Annotated in this window: 16 protein-coding genes; 6 read left to right on the top strand and 10 right to left on the bottom strand. The window is 38.8% G+C overall.

Annotation, left to right across the window (positions count from 1 at the left end; all coding sequences use genetic code 11):
• Window positions 1-179: 179 nt before the first annotated feature.
• The 3 genes from E0H77_RS12200 to E0H77_RS12190 form a co-directional block, all read right to left on the bottom strand.
• On the bottom strand, window positions 180-1,244 hold the full coding sequence (locus E0H77_RS12200; protein WP_131378359.1) for a type II asparaginase: 1,065 nt from the start codon (window positions 1,242-1,244) through the stop codon (window positions 180-182).
• Window positions 1,245-1,982: 738 nt separating this feature from the next.
• Window positions 1,983-3,284 (bottom strand): dicarboxylate/amino acid:cation symporter, encoded by a 1,302-nt coding sequence (locus E0H77_RS12195; RefSeq protein ID WP_131378357.1) that lies wholly within the window; start codon window positions 3,282-3,284, stop codon window positions 1,983-1,985.
• A 485-nt stretch (window positions 3,285-3,769) separates the two neighbouring features.
• Entirely contained in the window at window positions 3,770-5,200 is a 1,431-nt protein-coding gene (locus tag E0H77_RS12190) for a pyridoxal phosphate-dependent aminotransferase (protein ID WP_131378355.1), read from the bottom strand.
• 229 nt (window positions 5,201-5,429) lie between these two features.
• Between E0H77_RS12190 and msrB the strand changes: the two genes are divergently transcribed.
• The 4 genes from msrB to E0H77_RS12170 are packed head-to-tail and all read left to right on the top strand — an operon-like array spanning window position 5,430 to window position 7,829.
• The gene (gene msrB, locus E0H77_RS12185) at window positions 5,430-5,849 is read left to right on the top strand and encodes a peptide-methionine (R)-S-oxide reductase MsrB (RefSeq protein ID WP_131314989.1); all 420 of its coding nucleotides are present in this window, start codon (window positions 5,430-5,432) and stop codon (window positions 5,847-5,849) included.
• Complete coding sequence (locus tag E0H77_RS12180) at window positions 5,846-6,343, top strand: glutathione peroxidase (protein ID WP_131378353.1); 498 nt, start codon at window positions 5,846-5,848, stop codon at window positions 6,341-6,343. Before msrB ends, E0H77_RS12180 begins: the two co-directional genes overlap by 4 nt.
• Before the next feature lie 19 nt (window positions 6,344-6,362).
• On the top strand, window positions 6,363-7,169 hold the full coding sequence (locus tag E0H77_RS12175; RefSeq protein WP_131378351.1) for an AraC family transcriptional regulator: 807 nt from the start codon (window positions 6,363-6,365) through the stop codon (window positions 7,167-7,169).
• 51 nt (window positions 7,170-7,220) lie between these two features.
• Window positions 7,221-7,829: a LysE family translocator gene (locus E0H77_RS12170; RefSeq protein WP_131378349.1), complete on the top strand. Its 609-nt coding sequence runs from the start codon at window positions 7,221-7,223 to the stop codon at window positions 7,827-7,829.
• 45 nt (window positions 7,830-7,874) lie between these two features.
• Here E0H77_RS12170 and E0H77_RS12165 read toward each other — a convergent pair whose 3' ends face one another.
• From E0H77_RS12165 to E0H77_RS12140, 6 genes are all read right to left on the bottom strand, one after another.
• On the bottom strand, window positions 7,875-8,609 hold the full coding sequence (locus tag E0H77_RS12165) for a COG4705 family protein (RefSeq protein WP_131378347.1): 735 nt from the start codon (window positions 8,607-8,609) through the stop codon (window positions 7,875-7,877).
• A 204-nt stretch (window positions 8,610-8,813) separates the two neighbouring features.
• Window positions 8,814-9,563, bottom strand: a complete 750-nt coding sequence (locus E0H77_RS12160; protein ID WP_004752261.1) for a YebC/PmpR family DNA-binding transcriptional regulator — start codon at window positions 9,561-9,563, stop codon at window positions 8,814-8,816.
• 108 nt (window positions 9,564-9,671) lie between these two features.
• Window positions 9,672-10,235: a 1-acyl-sn-glycerol-3-phosphate acyltransferase gene (locus E0H77_RS12155; protein WP_131378345.1), complete on the bottom strand. Its 564-nt coding sequence runs from the start codon at window positions 10,233-10,235 to the stop codon at window positions 9,672-9,674.
• A gap of 109 nt (window positions 10,236-10,344) precedes the next feature.
• Entirely contained in the window at window positions 10,345-10,980 is a 636-nt protein-coding gene (locus tag E0H77_RS12150) for an OB-fold-containig protein (protein WP_165491524.1), read from the bottom strand.
• A gap of 7 nt (window positions 10,981-10,987) precedes the next feature.
• Entirely contained in the window at window positions 10,988-11,293 is a 306-nt protein-coding gene (locus E0H77_RS12145; protein ID WP_165491531.1) for a Rieske (2Fe-2S) protein, read from the bottom strand.
• Between the two features lie 17 nt (window positions 11,294-11,310).
• A complete protein-coding gene (locus tag E0H77_RS12140; protein ID WP_131378340.1) occupies window positions 11,311-12,315 on the bottom strand; it encodes an adenosine kinase in 1,005 nt (334 codons plus the stop codon).
• Between E0H77_RS12140 and E0H77_RS12135 the strand changes: the two genes are divergently transcribed.
• Window positions 12,291-12,596 carry a hypothetical protein gene (locus E0H77_RS12135; RefSeq protein ID WP_131378338.1) on the top strand — a complete coding sequence of 102 codons (306 nt, stop codon included), beginning with the start codon at window positions 12,291-12,293 and terminating at the stop codon, window positions 12,594-12,596. The two genes, E0H77_RS12140 and E0H77_RS12135, sit on opposite strands and share 25 nt — an antisense overlap.
• Window positions 12,597-12,823: 227 nt before the next feature.
• Here E0H77_RS12135 and E0H77_RS12130 read toward each other — a convergent pair whose 3' ends face one another.
• Entirely contained in the window at window positions 12,824-13,186 is a 363-nt protein-coding gene (locus E0H77_RS12130) for a hypothetical protein (RefSeq protein WP_131378336.1), read from the bottom strand.
• Between the two features lie 173 nt (window positions 13,187-13,359).
• Here E0H77_RS12130 and E0H77_RS12125 point away from each other — a divergent pair, with 173 nt between their 5' ends.
• The gene (locus E0H77_RS12125) at window positions 13,360-16,302 is read left to right on the top strand and encodes an insulinase family protein (RefSeq protein ID WP_131378334.1); all 2,943 of its coding nucleotides are present in this window, start codon (window positions 13,360-13,362) and stop codon (window positions 16,300-16,302) included.
• Window positions 16,303-16,311: the final 9 nt, after the last annotated feature.

Here is a 16,311-nt window from a genome sequence, read left to right as displayed (position 1 = left end):
TCTACAATATAAGCCTGTAATTTTTCTTTGTGGAAAATCTACGCAATTTTGATAAAAAAATCCCGAAGTCAATAACTTCGGGATTTATACATTCGACTTCTTTCACTCGTTCTTTCTCTCTGTGTGAAAACACAAAAAGAGGGTAAATCGTGATAAAAAGAAGTCTATTTGTTTATAAATTAGTATTCATAGAACATACGTTGAATTTCTTTGGCATCTTTGGTTTTTGTTAATGCTAAAGCAGTCAAAATGCGCGCCTTTTGAGGATTTAAATCATGTGCTGCAACCCAGCCATATTTGTCATCTGGTTGTTCAGCATTACGAAGTACAAAACCTTGCGGTACACGAGATGAACGCACGATTTGTACGCCTTCAGATTGCAACTTATTCAAGGTTGGTACGATGTAGTTAGCAACCGAACCGTTCCCTGTACCTGCATGAATAATGGCTTTTGCACCTGCTTGCTGAAGTGCAAGGTATGATTGTGGCAACATATTATCTGAACCATAGACAATACCAACTAAATGCAAGCTGTCACCTTTAATGGATTCAATGTTGAATTCAGAAGAACTGTTGTGGCGTTTAGGGGTTTCGCGGAACCAGTAAGGTTTGCCTTCAACGACAGTGCCTAAAGCACCCCATTGGCTCGCAAAAGCATTGGTATGAATGTTGATGGTTTTGCTGACATCACGCGCAGCAAAAATACTATCATTCATCATCACCATGACGCCTTTACCTTTGGCTGACTCTGAAGATGCTAACGCGACTGCGCTATACAGGTTCAGTGGGCCATCGGCAGACATTGCAGTACTTGGACGCATAGATCCTACGATTACAATCGGTTTATCTGTATGTACGACCAAATTCAGGAAAAAAGCAGTTTCTTCCATGGTGTCTGTGCCATGGGTAATCACAATACCATTTACATCTGATTTTTTAACTAAATCATTAACTTGTCGTGCAAGGTTTAATAATTCTTTGTCGGTAATGCTTTCGGATGCGATCTGTAAAGCTTGTACACCACGTACATTTGCCAAATCCTGAACTTGAGGAACGGCATTAATCAGTGCATCGACAGGAACTTTTGCGGCTGTATAAGTTGCACTGTTGGTTGAACTTGCACCTGCACCTGCAATTGTACCGCCTGTCGCAACTACAACAACATTGTTTTTTGCATAAAGTGGAAGAGAGCAGGCAAACAAGCCCATTGCTAAACCTAAAGATTTAACGGTTTTAGTCAACATCGAAAATATCCTTATGAAGTGACGAAGGTAAATGGTGTTCAAACATCTTTGCATTTAAGCGAAATACATACCATATTTAGCATGTTTAAACATTGGTCAATAAAAAGCAGTATTGAATAATATTTTGTTTTAACAAAATGCCTGTGTCATTGCTTTTATTTGCGAGTAATAAATAACATGGAATAATAAAAAAATCTATTAATTTTTTCTAATTGTTATAAAATTGATCAGTTGTTGCTTTAATTTTAAATGTTAAAATAATAAATGATATTTTATACTTTTTAATATTATGTGGTTGATCGTTTTTATATCATTATTTTTGTATAGAAACACATTAAAGCGATTTGTAAAATGCATAAAATGATCTTTTTAATATTTTTATATAATTAATTTTGTTGGTTTATTTTTTAATAAAATTCATGGTGATAAATGGTGGTTATGCGGTATGAGTAGCCAGAAAATCTTAAAATAGGTAATGCAGGGCGTATAAATTTTTTGAAAATTATTTCATTTAAAATCTTGCATAATGATATTTTATGACCCTTATTTTTTATCATAAAAATAAATAAAAATAGGTTGATTGAATTGTATTATTTATATAAATTTTCTTAATGATAGGATTTGAATTGTTTGAAACATGAGTATAAAAATTATAAATTTTAATATTAATTAAAAATGTAAAAAAAGAGCAATTTTATATAACCATAATAAAATTGCTCTGTTAAGGAGTAAAATAAATTAAGCGATATTTTGTTCTTGTTGTGGGGTAATTAATACTTGCTCTGGAGCTTCTTCAGTTTCTACTACTTTGTCACCTTCGAGTTTTGCAACGACAGCAGTCGCAATACTATTTCCGACAACATTGGTTGCAGTACGTCCCATATCAAGGAATTGGTCAATCCCGAGGAGTAACAAGATTCCTGCTTCTGGCAAGTGGAACATGGTAAGAGTTGCTGAAATCACAACAATAGATGCCCGAGAAACACCCGCAATCCCTTTACTTGTAACCATGAGTGTCAACAAGATTAAAATCTGTTGGGTGAAACTCAATTCAATATGATAAGCCTGAGCAATAAAGAGTACTGCAAAGGTGGTGTACATCATTGAACCATCAAGATTAAATGAATAGCCTAAAGGTAGAACAAAGCTGGTGATTTTTTTTGGCACACCAAACTTGGTGAGCGCATCCATGACTTTTGGGTAGGCTGACTCGCTTGATGCTGTTGCAAAAGCCAGTGTGACTGGTTCACGAATGAGTTTGCCTAAACGGAAGATATCTTTTTTAAGCACGATTGCACCCACAGTGAATAGTACAATCCAAAGTAGGAATAGACCGAAATAGAATTCGGCAATCAAAACGCCGTAATCAACAATAAGACCTAAACCTTGCAACGTAATTGCAGATGCCATTGCAGCAAAGACTGCAACTGGGGCAAATGACATGACATAATCCGTGATGCGGAACATCACTTTGCTGAGTTCTTCTGTTAAACGGATAATGGTTGATTCTTTGCCATGGCTGACATAGGCAAGCGCAGAACCAAAGAAGATTGAAAAAACCAAAACTTGTAAAATATCATTATTTGCCATCGCCTCTGCAATACTGCGAGGGAATACATGGGTCATAAATGATTGTAGGGTAAATCCTGTTGTCGCGGGGAGGGCGGCATTACTGACTTGCTGTGCTGTCGGCAAGACTAAATGTAGTCCTGCACCTGGTTGGAGAAAATTGGCAAGTCCCATACCAATAGCCAGTGAAACGAAGGACGCGGTAATAAACCAAGTCATGGATTTAAAGGTAATACTGCCTAGAGAAGCAGATTTCCCCATTGATACAATACCTGAAATGATGGTCGCAAATACCAATGGTGCAATGATCATTTTGATCAAGCGTAAGAATACATCTGTGATGATATTAAAATAAGACGCGATTTGCTTAAGTTGCTCACCTTGATTGAAAAAATGATGGCAGATCCAGCCCGTCAAAATTCCAAGCAAAATAGCAAATACAATATACTTGAGCAGCTTTTTTTGATTCATGCGAACCTCTATCCATTTGATTCAATCACCTTCTAGAGAGTAGCAGTCTAGGAATGATTGAAAGCTTTCCTTGTAAGTTCGGTCAGTTTTACGGATTCTATTCCTGAATCTGTATCTGCTCTGACCGAATTCGGGTGTCGTAATATTATTGTGCAGGTGGGCATTGTTGCTCGATTTTGAAGCAGTGTTAAATGCAAAAAAAGAAAGTAGTATGCATTTTTTACATGGTATTTGTTGCTTATGGCATGGAATATATTAAAAATTTTAATGAATAGTAAAAATTAAACATGAGGAATAAGAGAGATGATAATTGTTTTTTGTTTCCTATATTTTTGATAAATATATTATTTATTTTATTCTTGGCTTTTAATTGAGTAATTAAGTTAATTAATTATTATTTATAATCGAAGAAATTGGCTTGGGTTTAGTATGAAAAAAAAGCAGCGTCTATTTTGAGCGCTGCTTTTTTTATTGCATCATTTAACTTAACGCAAAGTGGCTAAGAAACGTCCCATTCGAGTGATTGCTTCTCTTAGTTCATTTTCTGCAGGCAAGAATACAACACGGAAATGATCTGGTGTTGGCCAGTTAAAACCTGTGCCTTGTACCAGTAAGACTTTCTCGGCACGTAACAGGTCAAGCATTAACTTTTCATCGTCCTTAATTGGATATACTGTTGGGTCAAGGCGAGGGAAGCAATACATTGCACCTTCAGGTTTGACACAACTCACACCAGGAATTTCATTCAGCATTTGCCATGCAATATTACGTTGTTCATACAGGCGACCACCTGGGCGAATCAAATCATTAATTGACTGATAGCCACCCAGTGCAGTTTGAATCGCATATTGTGCCTGATGGTTTGCACAAAGACGCATTGATGCCAGCATGTCCAAGCCTTCGATATAGTCGGTTGCACGAGACTTGTCGCCCGTAATTGCCATCCAGCCTGCGCGGAAACCAGCGATACGATAGGCTTTAGATAATCCATTGAAGGAAATGCACAGGTGATTGCCCGCTAAAGATGCTAAAGCAACATGTTCAATTCCGTCATAAATGATTTTGTCGTAGATTTCATCAGCAAACAAAATTAGATCATATTTTTTTGCAAGAGCAACAATCTGCTCCAGAATATGGCGCGGATAAACTGAACCCGTTGGGTTGTTCGGGTTAATCACCACAATCCCGCGAGTATTTGGCGTGATTTTTGATTCCATATCGGCAATATCTGGATACCAGCTATTTTCTTCATCACATTTATAGTGAATTGCTGTACCGCCCGATAAATTGACTGCGGCTGTCCAAAGTGGATAGTCTGGCATTGGAACCAGCATTTCATCGCCGTCATCAAGCAAGCCTTGCATTGCCATCACAATCAGTTCAGATACGCCATTACCAACGTACACGTCATTCACGTGCATGTTGAGAATGCCTTTTTGCTGATAATACTGGCAAATCGCTTTACGTGCGGGGAAAATGCCACGTGAATCTGTATAACCAATCGCATTGGGTAGATTTAAAGCGACATCGTTAATAATTTCTTGTGGCGCTTCAAAACCAAACGGGGCAGGGTTGCCAATATTGAGCTTAATAATCTTGTGCCCTTGTTCCTCCATCTCGTTGGCCGCTCGTAACACTGGTCCACGAATGTCATAGCAAACATGCTCAAGTTTTGATGACTTTTTAATTTCTCGTGGGGTTTGGATAGTGTTCGTCATTTTGATGCTCTCAGAAGGAGTGGGGTTCACTTTTGCATAACGATATAAATAACTTTTGAATGTTTCAGTTGTTACTAGGTCAAGGTCATGTTGATCTCTAAGTAATGTAACAATTTTTTCATGCGTAAATCCTGCCTGTTGATATTGTTTAATCACGGGCAGTAGATTTTTAAAAATAACGCTCTTTTTTTGCGACATTTTTTAATCCTAAGCAAGAATGGTTGTAAGAGTAACACTAATATTGCTCACAAAAAAGCACTTACAAAATAAAATTGCTTACTTTTATTGTTAGTATTGCTTTCTTTTTGCTTTTTTATTGTTTATACATGTTTTGTAAATTGTGAATTAAAGACTAGAAATTTTAGAATGAATAACGTAAATATAGGATTATCCTATTGTAAACAGCAAAATAGACAGGGAAAGAATAATGGGAAAACTGAATAAAACACCAAGAGAATGGCAAAGAGAGTTATCGCCAGAAGAATATAGAATTACACGCCAAAAAGGTACAGAAGCTCCATTTACAGGTAAATATTGGAATACCAAACAGTCAGGAACTTATACTTGTCGTTGTTGCGGTGCGCCGTTGTTTGAGTCAGATGCTAAATATGATAGTGGTTGTGGTTGGCCAAGTTTTTATAAGCCAATTAATACGACTGCAATAGAAGAACATGATGATTTGAGCCACGGAATGGTACGTGTCGAAATTGTTTGTCATCATTGTGATGCACATTTGGGGCATGTTTTTGAAGATGGCCCACAGCCAACAGGTCTACGCTACTGTGTAAATTCCGCTTCTCTGGAACTCAAAACACAAGAAAAAAGTGATGAGGAAACTTATCCATGACAAAAATTTATCAATTTGAAGCAGAACGCCTAGATGGTCATATTCAGTCTATGGCTGATTATGAAGGCAAGGTACTGCTGATCGTCAATACTGCAAGTAAATGTGGTTTCACTCCGCAGTTTTCGGGCCTAGAAAAGCTCTATCAAAAGTATCGGGATCAGGGTCTGGTTGTATTGGGCTTTCCATGTAACCAGTTTGGTGGGCAAGATCCTGGAAGCAATGAAGAAATAGATAACTTTTGCAAGCGTAATTATGGTGTCAGTTTTCCAATGTTTGCTAAAGTTGATGTAAAAGGCCCTGAAGCACATGCAATTTTTCGCCTGCTCACCCGTGAAGCCAAGGGGATTTTAGGTAGTCAAAGTATTAAGTGGAATTTCACTAAATTCTTGATTGGAAGAAATGGTGAAGTGCTTAACCGCTACGCACCAACAACCAAACCTGAAAGCTTAGAGCAAGATATTGAACAGGCCCTTGCAGTGACCCAATTTGCTTGAGTTTTGGTCAGATCCTCGCATGCCTTATGTGGAAACACGGCGGGCATGTCAGAGCCGTATTTGTTACAAAGCGCATAGTCACGCGACCTTATCTATTGGTGCGGTGGATGCGGGGCAGAGTACTTTCTATAGTGCTTTTACCGATGAAGTAACCATTCAGCAAGAAAGCCTCGTCGTTATTCCTGCACATATTGAGCATTCTTGTAATCCAGCAGATCATCAGCACTGGAGTTACCAAATGTTGCATGTTGATGCAACTTGGTTAGAACACTTATCAAGTGAAGTGCATTTCTTATTGCTTGAAAAAATGCCTATACCGCAACTCAAACCTTTTGTGCTGTATGATTCTGTAGCTTACGAAGCTTTTGGTCAGATGAATCAGACATTGTTTGATCCAAGTGTGTTAATTACAGAAAAAGAGCAAGTATTAATCGAATGCCTCACACAGCTATTATTTCCATATATCGACTGGCAGAAATTACCGCAACATGCTTATTTTCATCAACATTTACAAATGCTGATAACCCTTTGCCAAAATGCCCAAGGTTTTTTATCTTTACAGCAACTTGCAGAGAAAATTGGTGTTAGTCGTTATGTGGTCATTCGCTTATTTAAAGCCAATCTTGGTTTAACCCCGCATTTGTTTCAAGTTAATCTTAAAATTCATCAAGCTCGTCAAGTCTTAAAAACAGGCGCGAAAATCAGTACACTCGCAACCGATCTGGGCTTTAGTGATCAAAGTCATTTTCATAAAGTCTTTAAAGCACATACTGGTGTGACCCCGAAACAATACCAGCAAGGTTTTTCTCGCACTTTTTTACAATAAAATTGATCAGCAATTTCCTAAGCTTAAGTCACGTCAGTATTTGAGTGTGCTATGAATTTTTTTGTTGTTATTGCCGTTACACATTTTCTTGCTTTGCTTTCCCCTGGTCCCGATTTTTTCCTGTTGTTAACGACATTGTTGCGTTATTCACATCGGGCAGCTCGTCGAGTCGCTTGGGGTGTTGCTTTGGGTAATGCTCTCATTCTTGGGGTGGTGATGCTGCTGCTTAATACCCTTGGGCAGTTGAGTTCAGGTTTCTTGTTTGTGTTGCGCTATGTGGGAGCGCTGTATTTATTTTATCTTTCAGGCGTATGTATCCGCTATGCTCACCACCATTTGAAGTTAGAGCAGCCAGCATGTCAGCAGGTGAATGTTGATGTGAGTTGGCAATCTTTGATTGGGCAGGGGTTGCAATCAAGCTTACTTAATCCTAAAAACTGGATGTTTTATAGCAGTTTAATGATTCTACTTCCAACGCAGACCAGTGTTGTTTATAAAATTTCCGTAAGCATCTGGATGGTGATGGTGGTTTTGATCTGGAATATGGGCGTGGTGGCATGGTTGACACGGTCACAATGGTTGCAGCGTTATACGCCACATATTTATTATTTGTCAGGAATCTGTTTTTCTATTTTTGCTGTAGCGCTGTTGTGTATTTAAAATCAAGGAGATCAAATCAATATGATCTCCTTATTTATTTCTGATTTATGTATTTGTTTTTGAAGCACGTGTGGAAATGACAATAAATATAAAAATAAATAAAATAAGAACGAATGATGCCCCAAAACGGCTTAGGTCTAAACCACCATGAGAAATGGGTTTATCCAAGAAATCGCCTAAAACTGCACCTAATGGGCGAGTGAGAATGAACGCACTCCAAAACAGAAAGGTGTGTGAAATCTTTGTCCAAAAGTAGCTCAGTGTTAGCAGTAATAACATGCTGCCAAAAATAATCGCAGAATATAAATAGCCTAAACCTTGTGTGTCTGCAACCCAGTCTCCCAAAGCTGTTCCCAGCGTTTGCGAAAACATAATGGTAACCCAATAAAATATCTCGGTTTTCGTAGATTGAATGTTTTGCACAGAAAGAGAGCGATCACTGTAATACCAGATTGCGAGCGAACACAATAACAGTGAAAGTAACATCAGGCTTCCGCCGAAGTATCCAATGCCCAGTGAACGATCGACAAAATCAGCAATGGTTGTGCCTAATGTTGTCGTGGTAATAATGGTGAGCCAGTAAAGATATGGGTGATATTGTTTAGCTTTAATCTGTAGACTCACAAAAAAAGCAAAAAGTAAGAAAAAAATGCTACTACTGAGAATATAGCCCAAATCTAGCGACATTGAGAGAGCATCACCCGCTGTTTCACCAAGCGTTGTGGCCGCAATTTTAATGATCCAGAAAATTAAAGTGACCTGAGGTACTTTATTGAACATGTACAAATTCCCATTTTTTATGAATGGGCAATAGTGTAAAGGTCGGATATGAGCTGAAGCTTAGCGTAATTTTGTTGATAAGTTATTGATAATAATTGTTTTTTTATAATTCCTAATGTTGCTTAAGTTTTATATATTGATTGTGTAAGCATAAAAAAACGAGATTTAAAATTTTAAATCTCGTTTTTAGCTGAAGCGAGCGAATTAAGCATCTAACTGTGCAAGCACGTCATCAGAGAATTCAACATTGGTATAAACGTTTTGAACATCATCTAGATCTTCAAGCATATCAATCATTTTCATGATTTGTTTTGCTTGGTCGATGTCTGTAATTTCAGCTTTAGTCGATGGACTCATAACCACTTCGGCATTGTCTGATTTTAAGCCAGCCGCAGTTAAAGCATCTTGTACGTCACCAAAACTTTCAGGTGAGGTAATAACCAAGATTTCGTCTTCATCAATTTCGATATCATCTGCACCAGCTTCTAAAGCCACTTCCATGATTTTGTCTTCTAAAGACACATCTTCAAATGTGATTTCACCACGTTTAGTAAACAGATAAGACACAGAACCATTGGTCCCTAAATTACCATTGGTTTTGCTAAAACAATGACGGACATCAGGAACAGTACGGTTTAAGTTGTCAGTCATGGTTTCAACCAATACCGCTACACCACCTACGCCGTAACCTTCATAAGTCACTTCGTTTAGGTCATCGTTATCTTCACCACCAGCACCACGTTGAATGGCGCGGTTAATTGCCTCACGAGTCATATTTACCGATAAAGCTTTTTCAACCACAGCACGTAAACGAGGGTTGCTTGCAGCATCGCCACCGCCCAATTTTGCTGCGGTTACAATTTCACGGATATATTTGGTAAAAACTTTAGCACGGCTGGCATCTTGTTTTGCTTTACGATGCTTTGTGTTTGCCCACTTTGAATGACCCGCCATGTAAATATGCTCCTTAAAAGATTGGTCTATACCAGATCAAAAAACTGCGTAATTTTAGCATAATCGCTTTTATTTCACCAAGAGGATTTCGGTAAATCCCTATAAAGCTTATGTGTTTTTGGCTTCAGGAATAACAATATCCAGCCCTGCTAGTTTTTTGTACATGTCTTTAATCGTTTGCATATCCTGATCAAAATCATGTGGGTAAATTTTTCCAATGATGCCACCTTGTTTGGTTTTTGGGTTGGCATACATGAGAACAATTGGAACATTTGCTGCTTTGGCAATATGCCAAAAACCTGTGCGGATTGGTTTGCGTGGTTCACCATTTTTAGCACGCGTGGCTTCAGGTGCAATCACCAGATTGAATTTGGTATGACTTTGAAAAAGTTGCACCATTTGGGAAACGGTGTCTTGTTTGGCTTTGCGGTCAACAGGAATCGCACCCATAGCTTTGAGTAATGGTGCAACAGGACCTTTAAAGAGTTCCTTTTTCACTAAGGTGTGAGTTTGTAAACCTAAAATTTGAAAGAGTGACCAAGACAATACACCGTCAAGCATGGATGTATGTTCAAAACCAATAATCACTTGTTTGTCTTCAAGAATGCTGTCTTGAAGATGATATGTCCAACCTGAAAGTTTAAAGGCGAGCTTTCCAAGTTGTTTTTTCATGAGATTACCTTGCATCTTGTATTTTAGTGACAAATGGCGACAACCGCCAAAAAAGATGCTGGATTGTATGACTCAAATCGGGTTTCGACAAGTGAAATTGTGATTGTACTTAGGCATCGTGAGGACTAAACATATCATCGTCAAATAAATGATTAGATTCGACAATTTTTTTGGCAATATAATAAGATTCGCGTCTACGAATTAAAATAATTTGCGAGTTTAGTTCAATTTCTCCAAACTCTGAACGAACTTGTACATAATGCAATTGCCCATATTCATCGCGTACACGAGCTTGAGCTGTACTTTCAGGGCGAGCATTGCCATTGCAGATCGTAGCAAGTCGACCAATCAGGTTTTTTTGTTTGCTTTCAAATTTTGGTCGAATCACCTGATCTAAACAATGAATCATAAACACAGTAAAGAATAGGGCAATGACCAGTGCGGGTAAAAGCAAATAAACAACAGGAGCAAAATGGTTTTGATAGGCAAAAAAGAACAGTTGCAGAAAATAACCAGCAAAGCTGAAGTTAATCAGAAAAAAAACCACAATCAGGATTTTTGAAAATTTGATGTCTAATAGTGGTGTTTTGATGATATGTGGAATCAGGTGTTTTAACGAGGCGAAAGGTCGCCCACCTAAATAAAACCCAACCGTTTCAACCAAACTCAAAAGCACCAATGCCATCACACTGGCGTGAAATGGCATCAATTCATAACTGGTCAGAAAGGCATGTAAACTGATCATGAGCGACTCAGGACAAGTAAATACCGCCATCGGAATGTACCCGAAGCTCTACTTTTTGTAGAGATTCGCCCAGACATGGTCCAGAAATACATTCGCCTGTTTCTACATTAAATAATGCACCATGAGTAGAGCACTGGATAAATTCCTGATCTTGATCTAAAAATTGATTTTCTAGAAATTCAAGTTCAACTTGCAAATGTGGACACAGGTTTTTATATGCGTAAAACATTCCATCACGTTGAGTAACAAAAACGGTTTCGCCTTCACGACTTTCAAAAGCACGTGCTTCGCGTTCAGGAATATCTTCAGTCATACAAATTTTGTGGGTCATTATGCAAGATCCAGTTCGATGCTTTGCTGTAGTCTAGCATATTTTTCAATCGCAAGACGTGGGCCAAACTGAGCCACAACTTCACTTGAAATTAGAATCGCAAGTTCAGCTGCTTGTTCTAGGTTTGAACCTTGGTGAATGGCATATAAGAATGCACCTGCAAAAGCATCGCCAGCACCGTTGGTATCAACAGCTTTAACTTGACGGCCTTCTACATGAATTTTTTCGTTTTGACTCGCAACCAATGCGCCTTTTGCGCCTAAGGTAATGACAACATTTTGATTACTTTGTAATAAAACTTGTAAAGCTGCATCAAGTTCAGTCGTTTCAGTAAACATGAGTGCTTCTTGTTCGTTACAGAACAACAAGTCAACACCTTCAGCCAGCATTTCTGTTAAACCTGTGCGAGCATATTGCACCATTGCAGGATCAGACAAAGACAATGCAACTTTCACATCATTGGCTTTGGCAACGTCACGTGCTTTTGCAACAGCTTGGCGAGCAGTATCACTGGTCGATAAATAACCTTCAATATATAGCCACTGTGCTTGTTCTAAGGGTTGAAAGTCGATTTGATCTACAGAAAGTTCTGCGGTAATTCCTAAATAGGTATGCATGGTGCGTTCGGTATCTGGTGTAATCAGAACCATGCAGGTTCCTGTTACGCCTTCACTAACAGACTGCTGTGCAGTAAAAATACCTGCTTCATTTAAACCATCAAGGTAGATCTGACCGAGTTCATCATGACCCACGCGGCAACCATAAAAGGCACGACCACCTAAAGCACTAAAAGCTACAGTTGTGTTAGCTGCTGAGCCGCCACTTGCTTGACCTTTATAGACTTGAGAGACTTGTAAGTTTTGATAGAGATTTGCTTGAGTGTCACCATCGGTCAATTGCATGGTGCCTTTTTGCAAGTTTTGTGTAGCTAAAAATTCATCCGAAACCTGAAATTCTTGGTCAATCAGGGCATTACCAAGTGCAAAAAGGGCAATTTTTGACATGTGTGGGCTCATTGCAAGTTTTTAAGGCTGAACATTTTACACTAAGCCAAAACAATACAGTAGTTAAGATGAATAAAATTCAGGTTTTGACTATAAAAACGGATTTTTATTCAAAAATAATGAATCAAGCAACAATAATGGCTTGGTTTCCCGTTGCGCTGATCACTTTTAAAGTTATAAGCAGTGGCTCTAATAGCCTAAGCAGTACTAATTTAGAACCAATTAAGTCTAAAGTGATCAAAAGTAATAACGATTTACTCTCTTTATCTTTCTTCTCATAAGGGAGAATAGAAAGGGCTTATGAAAGAGATCTAATGAAAAACTGTTTAATTTTTCTTGTCCTATATAGTTATGATTTTTTTACTTTAAAAACCATAACTATTGAGATCGCAGAGGCCGTATTTAATGCAAGTATAGATAAATGATTTGAGCTTTATCTATGTCAGATAGCATTCTTAATTTTGCATTCCAATTTTTTCTGAAATCGTTTGAATCAAGGTGTATGCAATTAATTTGGACTGATTCGTCCTGAAACCTTAAAGTCTTTTGCTTTCACCCAACCCTCAGTATCGACACCATTGTTACTGATATACATGACATATAGCCAAAGCTCGTTCTCATTTTTAAATTCTTGGTAAGCAATCACCGAATCTTTCGGAATGATAAAAATATTCTTCATTTTACATTGCTCGGAAGGTGCAGTGTGAAAGTAGCTGCGATAACCTTTAGGCCCTTTGACCGTATAGCTGTATTTTGTGCCATAGTTTGCACCATTATCATCAGCAATTTTGGCAAGCTGATCGCAGTTGGGGCTTGCATATAAGCTGCTTGAAATAAGACAAGAGATTGCGAATAAGTAAGATTTTTTCATTGTCATCTACACTTTGTATTTTTACATGGATTAAAGGGATTATTTTCGTTGTAAATCTGATCTGCGCTTGCACGAGATAAAACCAAAATACTCAAGTTTTTACATGAAAATCTATGACATCTGTCGCATAATACCAAAATATTATTGATGATGATTTTTATTTAGGAGAGCACATGACTGTAGATGTCACTGAAACCATTACTCAAACGATTCATCCCGCGTTTCAGCTGTTACGTCAGCATCATGTTGAGGCTTTAGACATCGATGTTTATGAATATAAACACAAAGTGACTGGTGCTGTGCATTATCATTTAGCCAGTGAAAATGATGAAAATGTATTTTTAGTTGCGTTTCGTACCCAGCCAATGGATTCTAAAGGCGAAGCCCATATTTTAGAACATACGGCGCTTTGTGGTTCAGAGCGTTTTCCTGTGCGCGATCCGTTCTTTTTAATGATTCGCCGTTCATTAAATACGTTTATGAATGCGTTTACCTCGGCTGACTGGACGGCTTATCCGTTTGCAACACAAAACAAAAAAGACTTTCAGAATTTGCTGGCAGTTTACCTTGATGCGGCATTTGCTGCGAATCTCAACCCATTAGATTTTGCCCAAGAAGGGATTCGGGTTGAGTTAGATGAGCAAGGCAAGCCTGTATTTAAAGGCGTGGTGTTTAATGAAATGAAAGGCGCAATGAGTTCGCCTTCAGATCAGCTTTACCACCAACTGGCGCATCATTTGTTTCCAACCACGACCTATCATTACAACTCTGGCGGTGATCCAAAAGATATTCCAGATTTGACCTATGGCGAACTGCTTGAGTTTTATCAAACACATTATCACCCAAGTAATGCGGTGTTTATGACCTTTGGTGATCAAACTGCATATGAGCTACAAGAGCAGATCGAAACTCAGGTATTGCATAAATTTCAAGCAGGGCGAACTTTACACTCGACTCCAGAACAGCGCTTGGCCGCACCGATTGAAGTCACTGAAACGTATGCGGTTGATGCAGAAGACCTCAAAGGAAAAACGTATCATGTACTGGCATGGTTATTACCTGAAGCCAGCGATATTAAACTGCGTTTAGGTATGCGTCTGGTTGAAGGGATTTTACTGGAAAATTCTGCATCGCCACTGCGTCATTATTTGGAAACGTGCGGTTATGCTGATTCTACAGGCCCATTTATGGGAGTCGATGACAGCAACTTTGAAATGACCTTTTACTGTGCTGTACAGGGTTCAGATCCTGAACATGCTCAAACTTTTAAAGAAGGTGTATTAAAAGTACTGCAAGAAGCTGCTTCTAAACCTGTTGATTCTGAAATGGTCGATTCAATTTTACATCAGATTGAATTACATCAGCGTGAAGTCGGTGGAGATGGTACACCGTATGGTTTAAGTCTGATTTTAAATGGTTTAAGTAGTGCGATTCATCACAGTGACCCTATACATGTATGGGATGTTGATGCTGCTATGGAAGCTGTGAAAGAAGAACTGAAAGACCCAATGTGGTTGTCTAACCTAATACAAACCTATTTGCTCGATAACTCGCATCGTGTACAGCTTACTTTAGTGCCAGATGCCAATAAATCGGCTCAGGAACAACAACAGGAACAGGCACGTTTAGACCAGATTGAAGCAGGTTTAACCGAAGCCGATCGTGTTGCAATTCTTGAAAATACACAAGCGTTAAAACAGCGTCAGGAAACACCAGATAATCTTGAACTGTTACCTAAAGTCGGTCTAGAAGACATTCCTGCGGAAATCCAGATTGTACAAGGTGAGTTGCGCGAAATTATTAGCAATAACCACGATATGCCGTTGCATTTATACCATGCAGGAACCAATGGTTTGTACTATCAACAAGTGATTGTTGAAATTCCAGAAGCTGTGGTGCAATCGCCATATTTTAATTTACTGTCGATTTTGGTCGGTGAAGTTGGTGCTGGTGAATATGACTACTTAGCACTTCAACATGTACAAACTGCTGTGAGTGGTGGTTTGGGCATGGGAGCATCGTTGCGTAGCGGTTTGAACGATAAAAATCAGATCAGTGCATTTTTAACTTTAACCACTAAGTCTTTAGCAGATCGTTTTGATACGATTGGTTTATTGAAACTGGCGTTTGAAAAGCTACGTTTCGATGAAAAAGACCGTATTTTAGAATTGCTGCAACAGCGCAAAACACGTTGGCAATCGCGTTTGTCTGGTTCAGGACATAGCTATGCCATGCAGATTGCTTCACGTCACATGAGTGCTTTAGCAGAGCGTGATTATTTCAACACGGGTCTGGGTGCTTTAAACTGGCTGATAGAGCTGATTGAAAAAATTCAAAAAGATGAACAGGCTTATACTGATTTTATTCAGGAATTAAAAAATATTCATCAATTGTTATTGCAAGCGCCAAAACAATTTTTGCTTGTTTGTGAAGATATGCACAGTCAGGTGCTGGTAGAGCATGTGCAGGATGTTTGGAATAAAGTTGAATTTTCTCGTGAGCCAATCGAATTAAGCACAGTACGCCGTGAGGATTCTAAGCAAGATCAGGCATGGCTCATTCAGACCAATGTACAATTTTGTTCGGCTGCTTATCAGGCTGTAGAAGTATCACACCCTGACGCTGCAGTATTTATGGTCTTGGCAGGTTATTTGCGCAATGGTTTCTTGCATAGCGCCATTCGTGAAAAAGGCGGTGCGTATGGTGGGGGAGCAAGCTACGATGGTAATGCGTGTTCATTCCGTTTCTATAGCTACCGCGATCCACGTTTAACTGAAACTTTTCAGGATTTTGAAGCGAGCTTGAATTGGTTGATGACTGCACCACAGTTGCCGCATCAGCTTGAAGAAGCAATTTTGGGCTTGATTGCAGGTATGGATAAACCAGGTTCTCCAGCAGGTGAAGCGATTACTGCATGCTATGCTTTGTTACATCGACGTTCACCTGCATTTAGAACCCAGTTACGTGCGCAAATATTGGCAGTCACATTGGATGATTTAAAACGTGTTGTAGAGCAGTATTTGCTCAACCATAAAGCAGTAAAAGCGGTTGTTGCACCGTTTACTAAACGAGAACAACTGGAACAACTAGGTTTTGAGATTCAACAAGTCAATTAATCTGTTGGA

Source organism: Acinetobacter brisouioides, assembly GCF_004331075.1.
Taxonomy (GTDB): domain Bacteria; phylum Pseudomonadota; class Gammaproteobacteria; order Pseudomonadales; family Moraxellaceae; genus Acinetobacter.
Note: the sequence above shows the minus strand (reverse complement) of the source record. Positions and strands in the feature narration are given on the sequence as shown.

Excerpts from the sequence above, each read along its gene's own strand:
- E0H77_RS12200 (WP_131378359.1), bottom strand. The coding sequence starts at position 1,244 with ATGTTGACTAAAACCGTTAAATCTTTAGGTTTAGCAATGGGCTTGTTT.
- E0H77_RS12195 (WP_131378357.1), bottom strand. The coding sequence starts at position 3,284 with ATGAATCAAAAAAAGCTGCTCAAGTATATTGTATTTGCTATTTTGCTT.
- E0H77_RS12190 (WP_131378355.1), bottom strand. The coding sequence starts at position 5,200 with ATGTCGCAAAAAAAGAGCGTTATTTTTAAAAATCTACTGCCCGTGATT.
- msrB (WP_131314989.1), top strand. The coding sequence starts at position 5,430 with ATGGGAAAACTGAATAAAACACCAAGAGAATGGCAAAGAGAGTTATCG.
- E0H77_RS12180 (WP_131378353.1), top strand. The coding sequence starts at position 5,846 with ATGACAAAAATTTATCAATTTGAAGCAGAACGCCTAGATGGTCATATT.
- E0H77_RS12175 (WP_131378351.1), top strand. The coding sequence starts at position 6,363 with ATGCCTTATGTGGAAACACGGCGGGCATGTCAGAGCCGTATTTGTTAC.
- E0H77_RS12170 (WP_131378349.1), top strand. The coding sequence starts at position 7,221 with ATGAATTTTTTTGTTGTTATTGCCGTTACACATTTTCTTGCTTTGCTT.
- E0H77_RS12165 (WP_131378347.1), bottom strand. The coding sequence starts at position 8,609 with ATGTTCAATAAAGTACCTCAGGTCACTTTAATTTTCTGGATCATTAAA.
- E0H77_RS12160 (WP_004752261.1), bottom strand. The coding sequence starts at position 9,563 with ATGGCGGGTCATTCAAAGTGGGCAAACACAAAGCATCGTAAAGCAAAA.
- E0H77_RS12155 (WP_131378345.1), bottom strand. The coding sequence starts at position 10,235 with ATGAAAAAACAACTTGGAAAGCTCGCCTTTAAACTTTCAGGTTGGACA.
- E0H77_RS12150 (WP_165491524.1), bottom strand. The coding sequence starts at position 10,980 with ATGATCAGTTTACATGCCTTTCTGACCAGTTATGAATTGATGCCATTT.
- E0H77_RS12145 (WP_165491531.1), bottom strand. The coding sequence starts at position 11,293 with ATGACTGAAGATATTCCTGAACGCGAAGCACGTGCTTTTGAAAGTCGT.
- E0H77_RS12140 (WP_131378340.1), bottom strand. The coding sequence starts at position 12,315 with ATGTCAAAAATTGCCCTTTTTGCACTTGGTAATGCCCTGATTGACCAA.
- E0H77_RS12130 (WP_131378336.1), bottom strand. The coding sequence starts at position 13,186 with ATGAAAAAATCTTACTTATTCGCAATCTCTTGTCTTATTTCAAGCAGC.
- E0H77_RS12125 (WP_131378334.1), top strand. The coding sequence starts at position 13,360 with ATGACTGTAGATGTCACTGAAACCATTACTCAAACGATTCATCCCGCG.